The sequence below is a fragment of the Paraburkholderia diazotrophica genome, from assembly GCF_900108945.1.
In the GTDB taxonomy this organism is placed as follows: domain Bacteria; phylum Pseudomonadota; class Gammaproteobacteria; order Burkholderiales; family Burkholderiaceae; genus Paraburkholderia; species Paraburkholderia diazotrophica.
This window is the reverse complement of sequence record NZ_FNYE01000003.1, coordinates 250,850-265,778: the sequence shown is the minus strand read 5'-3', so window position 1 is coordinate 265,778 and position 14,929 is coordinate 250,850. Positions and strand designations below refer to the sequence as shown.

Here is a 14,929-nt window from a genome sequence, read left to right as displayed (position 1 = left end):
CGTCGTCCACCCATCACCCGCAAGGAAAGAGGCAGCACGCGATGAATCAATCCAGGCCGCACGGCGCACCCGCCATCGAGCTGCGCAACGTATCGTGCCGGTTCATTTCACCGGACGGCAAGGCGACGGTCGCATTGCGCGATTTCAGCATGTCGGTGGCGAAGGGCGAGTTCGTCGCCGTCGTCGGACCGACGGGCTGCGGCAAGTCCACGACGCTCAGCATGATTACGGGCCTGCTCAAGCCGACGACGGGCGAAGTGCGCGTGATGGGCGCGCCCGTCGACGGCATCGATCCGCGCATCGGCTTCGTGTTCCAGGCCGATGCCGTGTTTCCGTGGCGCTCGGTGCTCGACAACGTGGCAGCCGGCCCGCTCTATCGCGGCCGCTCGAAATCGGCCGCGTATGACGAGGCAAACGAATGGCTGCGCCGCGTCGGGCTCGACAAGTTCGGCAAGCACTATCCGCATCAGTTGTCGGGCGGCATGAGAAAGCGCGTCGCGCTCGCGCAGACGTTCATCAACAAGCCGGAAATCCTGCTGATGGACGAGCCGTTCTCGGCGCTCGACATGCAGACGCGCACGCTGATGCAGGACGAGCTGCTGCAACTGTGGTCGGCGAATGCGGGCTCCGTCGTGTTCGTCACGCACGATCTCGAAGAAGCAATCGCGCTCGCGGACCGCGTGTTCGTGCTGACGGCGCGGCCCGCGACGCTGAAGAAGGTCTATGAGATCGATCTGCCGCGTCCGCGCATCACGTCGGAAGTCCGCTATGACCCGCGCTTTATCGAAATCTCGCGCGACATCTGGCACGACCTGCGCGAAGAAGTGCAGATCGGTTAATTCAATCAGGCTGGAGCTCGTTTAATGTCTACTACGCCTCAACGCATGATGCCTGCCGGCCTCGACGCCAGTTCGCTCGCGCAGGTCGAACGCATCGCGCAAAAGCGCATCCGTCAACGCAACGCGCTCGTGATCGGGCTGCGCATCGCCGTCCTCGTGATCGTGCTCGGCGGCTGGGAAGTGTCGGCGCGCATGAAGTGGATCGATCCGTTCTTCTTCTCGATGCCGTCGGCGATCTTCGAGCAGATCGTCGACTGGTTCGTGAACGGCACGTCGCAAGGGCCGCTGCTCACGCAGGTATGGGTCACGCTCGAAGAGACGGGGCTCGGCTTCATCATCGGCTCGGTGGCGGGTGTGTTTTGCGGCATCGTGCTGGGACGCAACAAGCTGCTCTCCGATGTGTTCAGCCTCTACATCAAGATCGCCAACTCGATTCCGCGCGTGGTGCTCGGTTCGGTGTTCGTGATTGCGCTGGGTCTGGGGATGGCGTCGAAGGTCGCGCTCGCCGTCGTGATGGTGTTCTTCGTCGTGTTCGCGAATGCATTCCAGGGCGTGCGCGAAGCGGACCGTTACATGATCGCGAACGCGCAGATTCTGGGCGCGTCGCGGCGCCAGGTGACGACTTCCGTCGTGATTCCCTCGGCGCTGAGCTGGATTCTCGCGAGCCTGCACGTGAGCTTCGGCTTTGCGCTGGTCGGTGCCGTGGTCGGCGAGTTTCTTGGCTCGAAGCAAGGCATCGGGCTGCTGATCTCGACGGCGCAAGGCGCGTTCAATGCAAGCGGCGTGTTCGCGGCGATGATCGTGCTGGCCGTCGTCGCATTGGCCGCCGATTATCTGCTGACGGCCGTCGAACAGCGCTTGCTGAAGTGGCGGCCGAATATCAGCTGATTGAATTTCTCGCAGTGGTTGTGTTGTTGCAATTGAGCGCCTCCTTTGGGAGGCGCTTTTTTTTTATTCGCACGGCGTGCATGCGCGCTGGCATCCGCACATTACCGAAATGTAATCAGCCCTCGTCCCCATGTCGGTATGATTAAAAAATCAATCCGCAACGGAGCATGGCGATGCGCATCCTCGTGATCGAAGACGAGCCCAAAACGGCCGCGTATCTGAAGAAAGGGCTGGAAGAATCCGGCTATTCGGTCGAAGTCGCGAACGACGGCTCGCATGGGCTGATCCTCGCGCAAGAGGAGGACTACGACGTCATCATTCTCGACGTGATGCTGCCGTGGATGGACGGCTGGACCGTCGTGAAGACGCTGCGCGCGACGCGCACCACGCCTGTGCTCTTTCTCACCGCGCGCGACGATGTTGACGACCGCGTGCGTGGACTCGAACTCGGCGCCGACGATTATCTCGTCAAGCCCTTTGCATTCGTCGAACTGCTCGCGCGCGTGCGCACGCTCGCGCGACGCGGCCCGCCGCGCGAGAGCGAGCTGATCCGAATCGGCGACCTCGAAATGGATGTGAACCGCCGGCGCGTCAAGCGCGGCGGAATGCGCATCGACCTCACGCCGCGTGAGTTCTCGCTGCTGCAACTGCTTGCGCGCCGTCACGGCGAAGTGTTGAGCCGCACGCAGATTGCGTCGTATGTATGGGATATGAATTTCGACAGCGATACGAATGTCGTCGAAGTCGCGATCCGCCGTTTGCGCAGCAAGGTCGACGACAACTTCCCCGTCAAGCTGATTCATACGGTGCGCGGCGTCGGCTATGTACTCGAAATCAAGGAACCGGCCTGATGCGCGGCCGCTCGATCACCGCCACGCTCGCGCTCGCTTTCGGCGCGACGACGCTCGCGGTGTTCGTGCTGGTCGGCAACTTTCTCTATCGCGCGCTGGAACGCGAAGTCAGCTCGCAGGATGACATGAGCATCGTGCTCGCCGCGCGCCACGCTCGCCGTCTCGCGGCAGAGATCGATACGACGGCGGGCATTCGCGAGCATGGCGACCGCATCACGAGCATCGTGCTGGGCAATCCGGGCATGTCGATCGAAGTGTTCGATCCCGATGGGCAACTCGCCATCGAACACAACGTGGTGAGCACGCTCGGCACGGCGATGCCCGTCGGCGACAACTCGATTCTGTCCGCCGGGCGCTCCATTGCGCGAGTGCCTGAAACGGCGCGCATCACGGAAGCATCGATTGCCGGCTGGACGAACAGGACGGGCTCGCCGATACGCGGCATCGCCACGGATGCGAAGCTGCGCGACGGCGAAATGGTCAGCATCCTGATCGCGCGCAACATGAGCGACCGCTATGCGCTGCTCGATCACTATCGCGATACGCTCAAGATCTGCGGCACCATCGGCGTGATTCTGACGACGATGCTGAGCTATCTGCTGATACGCGCGGCGATGCGGCCTGTGCGCGAAATTGCGGCGAGCGCGAGCGAAGTCACCGTCAACCGCCTGAATACGCGCATTGCCGTGGCCAGCGTGCCGCGCGAACTCGAAACGCTGGTGACGACGCTCAACGCGATGCTCGAACGCATGGATCATGGCTTCAAGCAGATGTCGCGCTTCACGGCGGATCTCGCGCACGACATGCGTACGCCGCTCTCCAACATGCGAGGCGCAACGGAAGTCGCGCTCGCGCGTCCGCGTTCCACCGACGAGTACGAAGCGCTGCTCGCATCCAATCTGGAGGAATGCGAGCGGCTGTCGCGGATGATCGAGAACGTGTTGTTCCTCGCGCGCGCGGAGCATCCGCAGTTCGTCAAGCACATGCGCGTATTCGATGCCGTACAGGAGCTGACGCACATCGGCGAGTACTTCGAGGGCGTCGCCGAAGATGCCGACGTGCGCATACGCGTGACGGGCTCGGCGATGCTCACCGCCGATCTCGAACTGTTCCGCCGCGCGCTCAGCAATCTGCTTGCCAACGCATTGCGCTACACGCCGCGTGGCAAGGAGATCGTGCTGGACGCACATCGGACAGACGATCGCGTGCGCGTCACGGTGTCGAACGAAGGCGAGCCGATTGCGCCCGAACACCTCGAGCGGATTTTCGATCGCTTCTATCGCATCGATCCGTCGCGCAGCTCGTTGACTTCATCGCACGCATCGCAAGGATCGCCGGGATCGACAGGTCTTGGGCTTGCGATCGTGCGCACCATCATGGAACTGCATGGCGGTACGGTGCATGCGGAAAGCGATGCGAGCGGGACAAGGTTCGTGCTGGTGTTTCTGTGATGAAACTGGTTCGCCTGGTCTTTCGCCAGCATCCGGAAACACCAACCCCTACTCCCCCCGCAACCCCGCCAACGTAACCCGCAGCCCCGGCCGCTCTTCATTGTTCTCCATCCGAAGCGCCGCGTGATGCCGCTGCGCGATCTTCAGCGCAATCGCGAGCCCCAAGCCGCTGCCATGCTCCTTGGTCCCCGCGCTGCGATAGAAGCGGTCGAAGACACGCTCGCGCTCGGCCTCCGGAATGCCCGGACCGCTGTCCGACACGCCGACGCTGATCTCCGCACCGCTGCGCGACAGAATCACATCGACCTTGCCGCCTGGCGGCGTATAGCGAATCGCGTTGTCGATCAGATTGTTGAGCAGCACCTCGATGCCTCCCGCTTCCGCGCGAACCTTGTAGGCATCGTCGATGCCATGAGCGTGCTGGCATTCGAGACCGAGATCGATTTGCCTTGCCTCCGCAAGCAGCGAAAAATCTCCGACCGTGCGCTCGCACAGTCTGCGCAGGCTCACCGGCTCGAACCGCGCGCTGCGCTGCGCGTCCTCGCGCGCGAGCGTCAGCAATTGATGCACGAGATGAATCAGCCGGTTCAGGCGCCCTTCGATGCGCTCGAATGTCCGCTTGCTGCCGATCAGCGAACCGTCGCGCTCGGCCGCCTGCAACTGCAATTTCAGCGCGGCAAGCGGCGAACGCAGTTCGTGCGCCGCATCGGCAACGAACGTGCGCTGAGACTGCGAGGCGACGTTCAGGCGGTTTAGCAAGTCATTGAGCGCATCGACGAGCGGCTTCATTTCGACGGGCATGCGCCCATCGAGACGCAAGGGTTCCAGCGAATCGAACGAACGCGTCGCGAGCGCGCGCGAAATGCTGCCGAGCGGCGCAAGCCCACGCCCCACGACAAAGAGCACGATCAGAATGATCGCGGGAATGAGCAGTGCCAATGGCCATAGCGTGCGCAATGCGAGCCGCAGCGCCAGGTCGTCGCGCACGGAGACGGGCTGCGCGACCTGCACGAAGCGGTCGCCTTCCTGAACGCCGAACACGCGCCAGTGATACTCATCGCGCTCGATCGTGCGAAGGCCCGCGGGAAAGCGCGCAAGGTCGATGCCGTCCAGCGACTTGTAGATGCTCGTGCCCGCCTGGTCCCAGACCTCGATGAAAAGACGATCGTCGGAAAGTCCTTCGAAATCCGGCGTGCTGTGCGTGAGCGTATCCGTACTGCTGATGTTCGCGGGCACGGAAAGCGCGACCGTGCGCAGTTCGTAATCGAACAGTTCGCTTGCCTCTTCGCGCGCGGTGTGGAAGATGCCGTAACCCGCGATCAGCGCTGCCGCAGCCAGCCCGGCAATCAGCCAGCCCAGCAGCCAGCGCCGGATCGACGTCACTCGCACCTCTTCAGCCGATAGCCGACGCCGCGCACCGTCACGATCTGATCCGAGCCTATCTTGCGCCGCAAGCTGTGCACATGCACTTCGATCGTGTTGCTGCCCACTTCCTCGCCCCAGCCGTATAGCTTCTCTTCCAGCTCGGGGCGCGTGAAGACGCGCATCGGTTCTTCGATCAGCGCCTGCAACAGGCTGAATTCGCGCGGCACGAGCGAAAGCAGTTCGCCTTTGAGCGTGGCTTCATGCGTGGCGGGATTCAGCGTCAGATCGCCGTGCGCATAGACGGGATTGGTGTGCCCCGTGCGGCGGCGTAGCAGCGCGCGCACCCGTGCGGCAAGTTCGTCGAGATCAAATGGCTTGACGAGGTAATCATCGGCGCCTGCGTCGAGTCCGACGATACGGCTTTCGACGGCATCGCGCGCCGTCAGTATGATCACAGGCGCGCTGCCGCCGCGCCGCCGGTAGCGGTTGAGCACATCGATGCCATCGGCCTTCGGCAAGCCGAGATCGAGCAGCACCAGGTCGTAGACGTCGTGGTCAAGCGATAGCTCGGCTTCGCGTCCGTCATGCGCCCAATCGATCGCATAGCCGGCGCGCCGCATCGTCTCCACAACGGGCTCGCCGATCATCTCGTCATCTTCCACCAGCAGCAAACGCATCGCGCTGTTTCTCCTGAATAGCCTCCATTGTCGGCGCCATAAGCTTAACGCGCCCTTAGCAACGTGGGCGGTGCGCCATGCCGACACGAAGACGGCAGCCATCCGCGTGCGGATGCCGCTCGTGCTGCTTCAGTCGTCGATGAAGACGCCTCGCCATGACAGCGACGCGAAGTGAGAGACGGTTCGAAACGAATGCGTCAGCTGGCGCCGGCCCGCCGCGCCGATTCGACGGGCAAGCCCTCGCATTCGGCGCAGCGGCCGAAGATCACCAGATTGGAACTGGAGTATTGAAAGTGATGCTCGGCTGCGATCTTCGCCTGCTGTTCTTCGAGGCCCGGATCGTACGCATCCTGGATGCGCCCGCAACGATTGCAGACGAGGTGATAGTGGCGCTTCCCGCGATTCAGTTCGTAGACGATGCGCGCGTCGCCAAGGGACGCACTGGAGATGAGATCGGCCTCATGCAATTGCGCGAGCGCGCGATAGACGCTCGCGAGACTGCACGCTTCCGTGTCCTGCGAGAGTCTGCGGAACACCTGATCGGCGCCGAAGTGCTCGTTCGGAAATTCATGGAAGAGCTTGAGCACGGCAGCCCGGCTGGACGTCGGACGCAAGCCGGCCGTTTTCAACGCCGCGTAGATCGCAATCATGTATGTGCCCCGTCATGATGGCAAAGCCTCGTAGCGGGCTTCGCGACGCGCCATTGTGGCCGTGCGAACCTTAAGAATCGCTTATCGGGGCTGACATGACGGTTGATGCGCGCAACGATGGCGCGCGGCCTGATGCGCGCGGCGGACGCGGCTTCGCGGGCAAGCCGCGAGCCGCCCATTGAATCACGTTCAGATGAGTTCGAGTGTCCGCTCGTCCGGCTCGCCGTTGAAGTACTTCGCCAATGCATTCGCGAACACCGGGTCGCCCGGCGCCGCCTTCGAAAACAAGGTCATCGACGAACGGAACTTCAGATAGTCCGGGTAGCCGAAGATGCTCTCGATCGTCGACCCTTCGACTTCATTGACCGCCTGCGTGGCCTCCCTCAAACGGGGACTTAGCACAGGATGTTGCAAATATGCGACAGCTTCGGGCAATGACGTAATCGCAAATTTTTGGGCCATTGGGCTCTCTCCGAGCCCCTGAATCTGCGGAAACACGTACCACATCCAGTGGCTCCGCTTGCGTCCGGCGCGCAATTCCGCTAGCGCCTGCGCGTAAACCGGGGCCTGAGCGTCGACGAAACGCCGAAGGTCGAACTGATCGTCCATCGCGTCCTCCGTAGTCCTCTCGCATGCCGCTCGCGAATGCATCCGGCATGCCCGCCAACTCCATACAGGAAACTTACAAACCCGCTTTTTCGGTCTCGAGAATGCCCCAGAAATCGAAAAAATGCGGCGTTGCGACACTATGTCTCACCGCTTGTTGCGCAATAGTTCGTTCGCATCAAAGTGCTGTACTGCAACACGTGTTCTTCGTATTATGCGAGCGCTTATAAAAGGAGCAAGGAAATGCAAGCGTTCGTTTGTTTGATTTTGTAGAGAGGGCCGCGACGATGAAAAAAATCGCGGGCCGGTTAGTCGGTCTCGTTTCAATTGCCCCGGCGTTCCTGCTAACGGGGTGCAACCTTGAAGTGCTCATGCCGAAAGGCCCCATCGGCGCCGCCGAGAAGTCGCTGATCGCGACTTCGACGTGGACGATGCTGATCGTCGTGATCCCCGTCATCCTCCTGACGCTGCTGTTCGCCTGGCGCTATCGCGCCTCGAACAAGGCGGCCGAATACCGTCCGGACTGGGCGCATTCGACCGCGATCGAAGTGGCCGTCTGGACGATCCCTGCGCTGATCATTCTGTTCCTCGCCGTCCTGACGTGGAAGAGCACGCACGAGCTCGACCCGTACAAGCCGCTGGAATCGAACGTAAAGCCGATCAACGTCGAAGTCGTCGCGCTCGACTGGAAGTGGCTCTTCATCTATCCGGATCTGGGCATCGCTTCAGTGAACCAGCTGGCGATTCCCGTCGGTACGCCGGTGAATTTCCGCATCACGTCCGACACGGTGATGAACTCGTTCTTCATCCCGCAACTGGGCGGCCAGATCTACGCGATGGCAGGCATGCAGACGCGTCTGCATCTGCTGGCGAACGAAGTCGGCGACTATGCCGGCGCGTCGGCCAACTTCAGCGGCAAGGGCTTCTCGGACATGAAGTTCCGCACGCTCGCCGAAACGCCCGAAGACTTCAACGCATGGGTCGCGAAGGTTCGCGCATCGACGGATCAGCTCAACATGGACCGCTACTACAAGGTGGCGCAGCCTGAAGAGAAGGCGCCTGTGTCGTACTTCTCGTCGGTCGATCCCAAGCTCTTCAACAACATCGTCGCCCGCTACAACAACGGTCACGTCGTCGACAACATGAAGGACGCGAACTGTGGGCCTAACGGGACCAAGGGGTAAGCATGTTCGGTAAATTAACCCTCGCGGACATTCCGTATCACGAGCCGATCATCATGGTCGCCGGCGCCGGCATGATCCTCGGCGCGCTCGCCGTGCTCGGCGCAATCACGTATTTCGGCAAGTGGCGCTATCTGTGGACCGAATGGCTCACGTCTGTCGACCACAAGAAGCTCGGCGTGATGTACATCATCGTCGCCCTCATCATGCTGCTGCGCGGCTTCGCCGACGCGATCATGATGCGCACGCAGCTCGCGCTCGCGTATCACGCGCCCGGCTATCTGCCGCCGCATCACTACGATCAGATCTTCACGGCGCACGGCGTGATCATGATCTTCTTCATGGCGATGGCCTTCATGGTCGGCCTGATGAACATCATCGTTCCGCTGCAGATCGGCGCGCGCGACGTCGCGTTCCCGTTCCTGAACTCGCTGTCGTTCTGGATGACGGCGATCAGCGCGGTCCTGATCAACATCTCGCTGGTGATCGGCGAATTCGCGCAGGTCGGCTGGCTGGCATATCCGCCGCTGTCCGAGTTGCAGTTCAGTCCCGGCGTCGGCGTCGACTACTACCTGTGGAGTATTCAGCTCTCGGGTATCGGTACGCTGCTGACAGGCGTGAACTTCTTCGTGACCATCATCAAGATGCGCGCGCCCGGCATGACGCTGATGAAGATGCCCGTGTTCACGTGGACTTCGCTGTGCGCGAACGTGCTGATCATGGCTTCGTTCCCGATCCTGACCGTCGCGCTCGCGCTGCTCGGCCTGGACCGTTACCTCGGCATGCACTTCTTCACGAACGAAGCCGGCGGCAACGCGATGCTGTACCTGAATCTGATCTGGGCATGGGGTCACCCCGAGGTCTACATCCTGATCCTGCCGGCGTTCGGCATCTTCTCGGAAGTCATCGCGACGTTCGCGAAGAAGCCGCTGTTCGGCTACAAGACGATGGTCTGGGCGACCTGCTCGATCATGGTCCTGTCGTTCCTCGTGTGGCTGCACCACTTCTTCACGATGGGCTCGGGCGCTGATGTGAACGCGTTCTTCGGCATTGCGACGATGATCATCGCGGTCCCGACGGGCGTGAAGGTGTTCAACTGGCTGTTCACGATGTACAAGGGCCGCATCGAGTTCACGACGCCTGTGCTGTGGACGGTCGGCTTCATGGTCACGTTCACGATCGGCGGCATGACGGGTGTGATGCTCGCGATTCCCGGCGCGGACTTCATGCTGCACAACAGCCTGTTCCTGATCGCTCACTTCCACAACGTGATCATCGGCGGCGTGCTGTTCGGCTACGTCGCGGGCATGAACTACTGGTTCCCGAAGGCCTTCGGCTTCAAGCTCAACGAGAAGCTCGGCAAGGCAGCATTCTGGTTCTGGCAGATCGGCTTCTGGGTCGCGTTCACGCCGCTGTACGTGCTCGGCTTCATGGGCATGACGCGTCGTCTGAACCACTACGACAACCCGGCATGGCATCCGTGGCTGCTCGTCGCCGAAGTGGGCGCCGTGCTCGTCGCGATGGGTATCGCATGTCAGCTGCTGCAACTCGTCGTGTCGATCCGCGATCGCAACAAACCGGAAAACCGCGATCTGACGGGCGATCCATGGGGTGGCCGCACGCTCGAATGGGCGACGACCTCGCCGCCGCAGATCTACAACTTCGCGACGCTGCCTGTCGTGCGCGAGCTCGATGCATTCGTCGAGATCAAGGCACGCCGCAAGGTCGAGCGCAGCGAGCCCGTGTACCGCGACATCCATATGCCGTCGAACACGAGCGCTGGTGTGTGGATCGGCGGGTTCAGCCTCGTGCTGGGCTTCGCGTTGACGTGGCACATCTGGTGGCTTGCGATCGCGAGCTTCATCGGCGCGATCGCGACTGTGATCGCCCGCAGCTTCGATAACGACACCGATTACTACATCCCGGCCGATACGGTTCAACTGATCGAAGAGCGCCATGGCGCTGGATCGGGTGCAGGCGCGGCCAAGCGCATGCCCGAGCCTGAGGAGATTGCCTGATGCTTCAAAAAGCTATTCTCGCGGAGCCGCATCACGACGCGGAACACGCTCCGTCCCATTCGGTGTTCGGCTTCTGGCTGTATCTGATGACCGACTGCATTCTGTTTGCGGCGCTGTTCGCGACGTTTGCAGTGATGAGCCATCAGTTCGCCGGCGGTCCGAGCGGTAAAGATCTGTTCGAGATTCCGGGCGTCGCGATCGAGACGGCAATCCTGCTGTTCTCGAGCATCACGTACGGCTTCGCGATGCTGGGCGCGCACAAGAACAACAAGAGCGCGACGCTCTTGTGGCTCGCGGTGACGTTCGTGCTCGGCGCGGCGTTCGTCGTGCTCGAAGTGCGCGAGTTCTCGCATCTGATCGCGGAAGGCGCAGGTCCGGACCGTAGCGCGTTCCTGTCGGCGTTCTTCACGCTGGTCGGCACGCACGGCCTGCACGTTTCGGCCGGTCTGCTGTGGATGATCGTGATGATGGTTCAGGTGGTGCGCGCGCGCGACCTCGGCGAGCGCGAACTGCGCCGCCTGACGTGCCTGAGCCTCTTCTGGCACTTCCTGGACATCGTCTGGATCGGTGTCTTTTCGTTTGTTTATCTTGCGAGCGTGATCTAAATGAGCAGCCATTCTCACTCGTCACATTCGGAAGAAAACCACGGCAACTTCGGCAGCTACATGATCGGCTTCGTGCTGGCCGTCATCCTGACGGCAGCCGCGTTCGGCGTGGTGCTGACGGGCGCGTTGACGGGCACGCAGGCGATCTATGCGATCGCGGGCCTCGGCCTCGTGCAGATCATCGTGCACGTGATTTTCTTCCTGCACATGAACGGCTCGTCGAGCCAGCGCTGGAATCTCACGGCGTTCGTGTACACCGTGCTGACCGCCGTGATCGTGATCGGCGGCACGCTGTGGGTCATGCATAACGTCAGCATGAACATGATGTCGCGTTAAGCGCGCACATCGTCCGATGCCGGTTGCACACGTCGTATCGTGCGACCGGCACGTTGCCCTGCTCTTCCGCGTCAATAGCGCCTAAATAGCGCCTCGATGGCGCATCAGTTGCGCGCCAGCATCTCCGTCGGACGGCCGCGTCCCGTCACGAGACACCCCGACCTGAACGCCTCGCCCTGGCTGCTCGCCGCAGCGTCGTCGAATCCCCGCCCTAGCGCTTCCAGCTTCACCTGCTCCGCGCCCTGCGCGCAAGCAAAGGTGCTGGCTTCGCGAGCCTGCGCGTGCAGAAGCGCCCGGTCCGCAACCAGCCAGGCTAAAACGGCAATAACGGCGATGTGGAAAGCCTTTCTCATGATTTGTCTCCTCGCGACTTAAGCGTATCGCGAACAACGGCCGCTTCAATCTAGGGCAACCCCTGTAAGCAACCGTTGAGTTCCATCGCATGGAAGCGCTTCCACCGCCATTTTCTTGTGCATTGCAAACTGCCTGCTCAGGCATGCACCCCAGTGTCAATAGCGGGTTCTGCAACAAACTAAATTGGCTCGTGCGGCAGCGCAACATTATTGTTTTGCTGTATGCTCGTTAACCCTGACCGCCTCATGCGTTTTGGTTAAGCGCGTGCGCAAGTCTGCGCATCGCCGCGCTCCGCTCAGGGGCCGACCGTCGAAATGTCCATGTAAGGTTTTTTCTTCCTTCGCCTTTTCAGGCGAGGGCCTGCTATTCGCGTCGAACGAGTCAATGCACTTCCCATCCGTCCTCGACCTCCTGATCTGGGTCCCGATTCTCGCTGGCCTCGTCGTGCTGGCCACCGGCTCCGAGAACGCACCGAACCGCACGCGCTGGCTCGCGCTGGCGGGCGCGGCCGTGAGCATCCTGCCCGTCATCCCGCTCGTGTCGGGCTTCGATTCGTCGCTGGCGACGATGCAGTTCTCCGAACAGCTGCCCTGGCTGCCCGACTTCGGCGTCTCGTATCATCTCGGCGTCGACGGCATCTCACTGTGGTTCACGGTGCTGACGTCGGTGACGACGCTGATCATCGTGATCGCATCGTGGGAAACCGTCACGAAGCGCGTCGCGCAGTACTACGGCGCATTCCTGCTGCTGTCGGGCTGCATGCAGGGCGTGTTCGCGTCGCTCGACGGCATGCTGTTCTTCGTCTTCTTCGAAGCCTCGCTGATCCCGCTCTATCTGCTGATCGGCACGTGGGGCGAAAAGCGCCGCGTCTATGCGGCCGTGCGTTTCTTCTTCTTTTCGCTGGTCGGCTCGCTCGCGATGCTCGCCGCGCTGATCTATCTGTGGGCGCAGTCGCACACGTTCGACATCGCCGCGTGGCGCGCGCTGAAGCTCGACTTCACGCCGCAACTGCTGGTGTTCATCGGCTTCCTCGCTGCGTTCTCGGTGAAGGTGCCGATGTGGCCCGTGCACACGTGGCTACCCGACGTGCACTCGGATGGCCCGACGGGCGCGGCCGTGCTGCTCGGCATGCTGAAGATGGGCGGCTACGGCCTGCTGCGTTTCGCGCTGCCCATCGTGCCGGATGCCTGTCACTTCTTCGCGCCCGCGATGATCGCGCTGTCGCTCGTCGCCGTGATCTACGGCAGCCTGCTCGCGCTCGCGCAAACGGACATGCGCAAGCTGCTCGCGTACTCCGCCGTCGCGCACATGGGTCTCGTCACGCTGGGCCTCTTCACGTTCGACCGCATGGGCACGGAAGGTGCCGTCGTGCAGATGCTGTCGTACGGCCTCGTGGCGGGCGCGATGCTGCTGTGCACGGGCATGCTGTTCGACCGCACGAAGAGCGGCGCGATCGATGCCTATGGCGGCGTCGCCAACTCGATGCCGAAGCTCGCGACGTTCGCGATGCTGTTCTCGATGGCGAACGTCGGGCTGCCGGGCACGTCGGGCTTCGTCGGCGAGTTCCTCGTGCTGATGGGCGCGATCCGCTTCAACTTCTGGATCGGCGCAACGGCTGCGCTGACGCTGATCCTGAGCGCCGCGTACACGCTGTGGATGTACAAGCGCGTGATGTTCGGCGCGATCCGCAACGCGCGCGTCGCGAACCTGCGCGATCTGTGCAAGCGCGAGTTCGTGCTGCTCGGCGCGATGGCCGTACTGGTGCTTGCAATCGGCGTGCATCCGAAGACGTTCACCGACGCGATCGGCCCGTCCGCGGAAAATCTCGTCGCGCAGGCACAGGGCTCCGCGCTGCCGACGGGCACGGGCGTCGCGTCGAACAATCATGCGACGGTGGCCGTTGCGAATCGCCTGCCGGGTTGAGTACGATCGCCTGCATTGCATTAGCTGCCTGAACGAAACGTGAAACGGCCTCGCATGGCGAGGCCGTTTTGCTTTTGAGCGTCGCGCATCATTCAAACCGTCACGCGTGTCACGCCGCCGCTCGACAGCAACCGGACGCGTTCGCCCGCATGGAACATCGGACCGTCGATGCTTTGCGTCGCGGCGCGCAGCGAGCCGTCGTCGAGCCGCACGGTGATTTCGACGCCATGCTTCTGCGCGAAATGGTTCTGCACCTGATCGCCCGCCACTGCGCCCGCAATGCCGCCGATGACGCCCGACAGCAGCGAGCCGTGCCCCTCGCCGATCGCGCTTCCCGCGACCGCGCCCAACAGCCCGCCGCCGAGCGCGCCGAGTACGCCGGGCTGTCCGTTGCTCGCATCGATGGTGACGCCGCGCACGCTTTCGACGGTGCCGAAGCGCACCGTCTCTTCACGCTGCGCCTGCGACGCCGAGTAGACATTGGCGGACCCGTCGAACGTCGCACAGCCGCTCAGCGCGACCGAAACCACGAGTACCGATGCACATGCCTTGACCCATGACCTGTTCATGATTTTCCCCTCTCATCTCAACGCGCCGGATGGTGTGTCGCACTGCGCGTTGAATCGATGGGTGCATCGTAGGCTTGAAGAATGAGCGAAGAATGAGGAAGGTTTCCTGCGTGCATGCGTGTCCATTCGCGCCCGTCCGTCATTTCGCCTCGCTCTGAAACATCATCGCAGCCGATGGCGTTACGATGGCTCCGACATCACGCACGAGGAGCACCGCAATGCAACGCGCGATCATCCGGGTCGCACCGCTATCAAGCTGGCTCGAAGGATTCAAGGCGCCGACGTCCGTCGTCACGCGGCACGGCGATACGCTATATGTTTCGGGGCTGCCGCCGTTCAATCCGGCGACGGGCGAAGGCGTCGATGCGCCGCTCGAACGTCAAACGGAACTCGTGCTCGAACAGTTGAAGCTATGCGTCGAGACAGCGGGCTCGTCGCTCGATAATGTGTTGAAGTGCGACGTCTACTGCACTTCCGTCGAGCAGTTCGCCACCGTCAATGCCATCTATGCGCGCTATTTCCCGAAAGATCCGCCCGCGCGCATTTTCGTTTGCGTGCCCGCGTGGCCGGGGCACTTCGATATCGATTGCATTGCAGCCGTCTGAATTTGGGAGAA

Annotated in this window: 16 protein-coding genes; 10 read left to right on the top strand and 6 right to left on the bottom strand. The window is 62.2% G+C overall.

Annotated elements, in window-relative coordinates:
* Positions 1 to 41 precede the first annotated feature (41 nt).
* The 4 genes from BMW76_RS05990 (at position 42) to BMW76_RS05975 (ending at position 4,029) form a co-directional block, all read left to right on the top strand.
* Positions 42 to 839: an ABC transporter ATP-binding protein gene (locus BMW76_RS05990; protein ID WP_087732859.1), complete on the top strand. Its 798-nt coding sequence runs from the start codon at positions 42 to 44 to the stop codon at positions 837 to 839.
* A gap of 24 nt (positions 840 to 863) precedes the next feature.
* Positions 864 to 1,727, top strand: a complete 864-nt coding sequence (locus BMW76_RS05985; RefSeq protein ID WP_090864070.1) for an ABC transporter permease — start codon at positions 864 to 866, stop codon at positions 1,725 to 1,727.
* 173 nt (positions 1,728 to 1,900) lie between these two features.
* Entirely contained in the window at positions 1,901 to 2,578 is a 678-nt protein-coding gene (locus BMW76_RS05980; RefSeq protein WP_090864347.1) for a heavy metal response regulator transcription factor, read from the top strand.
* Positions 2,578 to 4,029, top strand: a complete 1,452-nt coding sequence (locus BMW76_RS05975; RefSeq protein WP_090864068.1) for a heavy metal sensor histidine kinase — start codon at positions 2,578 to 2,580, stop codon at positions 4,027 to 4,029. Before BMW76_RS05980 ends, BMW76_RS05975 begins: the two co-directional genes overlap by 1 nt.
* Positions 4,030 to 4,077: 48 nt before the next feature.
* Here the strand turns inward: BMW76_RS05975 and BMW76_RS05970 are convergent, their stop codons facing one another.
* From BMW76_RS05970 to BMW76_RS05955, 4 genes are all read right to left on the bottom strand, one after another.
* Positions 4,078 to 5,412 (bottom strand): ATP-binding protein, encoded by a 1,335-nt coding sequence (locus BMW76_RS05970; protein WP_090864066.1) that lies wholly within the window; start codon positions 5,410 to 5,412, stop codon positions 4,078 to 4,080.
* Entirely contained in the window at positions 5,409 to 6,071 is a 663-nt protein-coding gene (locus BMW76_RS05965) for a response regulator (protein WP_090864064.1), read from the bottom strand. The genes BMW76_RS05970 and BMW76_RS05965 overlap by 4 nt, the downstream gene beginning before the upstream one ends.
* 197 nt (positions 6,072 to 6,268) lie before the next feature.
* Positions 6,269 to 6,721 (bottom strand): Fur family transcriptional regulator, encoded by a 453-nt coding sequence (locus tag BMW76_RS05960; protein WP_090864060.1) that lies wholly within the window; start codon positions 6,719 to 6,721, stop codon positions 6,269 to 6,271.
* A gap of 189 nt (positions 6,722 to 6,910) precedes the next feature.
* A complete protein-coding gene (locus BMW76_RS05955) occupies positions 6,911 to 7,330 on the bottom strand; it encodes a DUF1810 domain-containing protein (RefSeq protein ID WP_090864058.1) in 420 nt (139 codons plus the stop codon).
* A 284-nt stretch (positions 7,331 to 7,614) separates the two neighbouring features.
* Between BMW76_RS05955 and cyoA the strand changes: the two genes are divergently transcribed.
* From cyoA to cyoD, 4 genes are read left to right on the top strand one after another with little or no spacing between them, the layout of a single operon-like run.
* Complete coding sequence (cyoA, locus tag BMW76_RS05950) at positions 7,615 to 8,511, top strand: ubiquinol oxidase subunit II (RefSeq protein WP_090864056.1); 897 nt, start codon at positions 7,615 to 7,617, stop codon at positions 8,509 to 8,511.
* A gap of 2 nt (positions 8,512 to 8,513) precedes the next feature.
* On the top strand, positions 8,514 to 10,526 hold the full coding sequence (gene cyoB, locus BMW76_RS05945) for a cytochrome o ubiquinol oxidase subunit I (RefSeq protein WP_090864054.1): 2,013 nt from the start codon (positions 8,514 to 8,516) through the stop codon (positions 10,524 to 10,526).
* Positions 10,526 to 11,131, top strand: a complete 606-nt coding sequence (gene cyoC / locus BMW76_RS05940) for a cytochrome o ubiquinol oxidase subunit III (protein WP_090864052.1) — start codon at positions 10,526 to 10,528, stop codon at positions 11,129 to 11,131. Before cyoB ends, cyoC begins: the two co-directional genes overlap by 1 nt.
* Positions 11,132 to 11,467 (top strand): cytochrome o ubiquinol oxidase subunit IV, encoded by a 336-nt coding sequence (gene cyoD / locus BMW76_RS05935; protein WP_090864050.1) that lies wholly within the window; start codon positions 11,132 to 11,134, stop codon positions 11,465 to 11,467. It begins immediately after the preceding gene.
* A gap of 104 nt (positions 11,468 to 11,571) precedes the next feature.
* Here cyoD and BMW76_RS05930 read toward each other — a convergent pair whose 3' ends face one another.
* Positions 11,572 to 11,820, bottom strand: coding sequence for a hypothetical protein (locus tag BMW76_RS05930; protein ID WP_090864048.1), 249 nt, complete (start codon positions 11,818 to 11,820; stop codon positions 11,572 to 11,574).
* 385 nt (positions 11,821 to 12,205) lie between these two features.
* Between BMW76_RS05930 and BMW76_RS05925 the strand changes: the two genes are divergently transcribed.
* The gene (locus tag BMW76_RS05925; RefSeq protein WP_090864046.1) at positions 12,206 to 13,744 is read left to right on the top strand and encodes a complex I subunit 4 family protein; all 1,539 of its coding nucleotides are present in this window, start codon (positions 12,206 to 12,208) and stop codon (positions 13,742 to 13,744) included.
* A gap of 92 nt (positions 13,745 to 13,836) precedes the next feature.
* Here BMW76_RS05925 and BMW76_RS05920 read toward each other — a convergent pair whose 3' ends face one another.
* Entirely contained in the window at positions 13,837 to 14,313 is a 477-nt protein-coding gene (locus BMW76_RS05920; RefSeq protein WP_090864044.1) for an outer membrane lipoprotein, read from the bottom strand.
* A gap of 218 nt (positions 14,314 to 14,531) precedes the next feature.
* On the opposite strand from BMW76_RS05920, the gene BMW76_RS05915 reads away from it, so the two are divergent.
* Positions 14,532 to 14,918, top strand: coding sequence for a RidA family protein (locus BMW76_RS05915; protein WP_090864043.1), 387 nt, complete (start codon positions 14,532 to 14,534; stop codon positions 14,916 to 14,918).
* Positions 14,919 to 14,929: the final 11 nt, after the last annotated feature.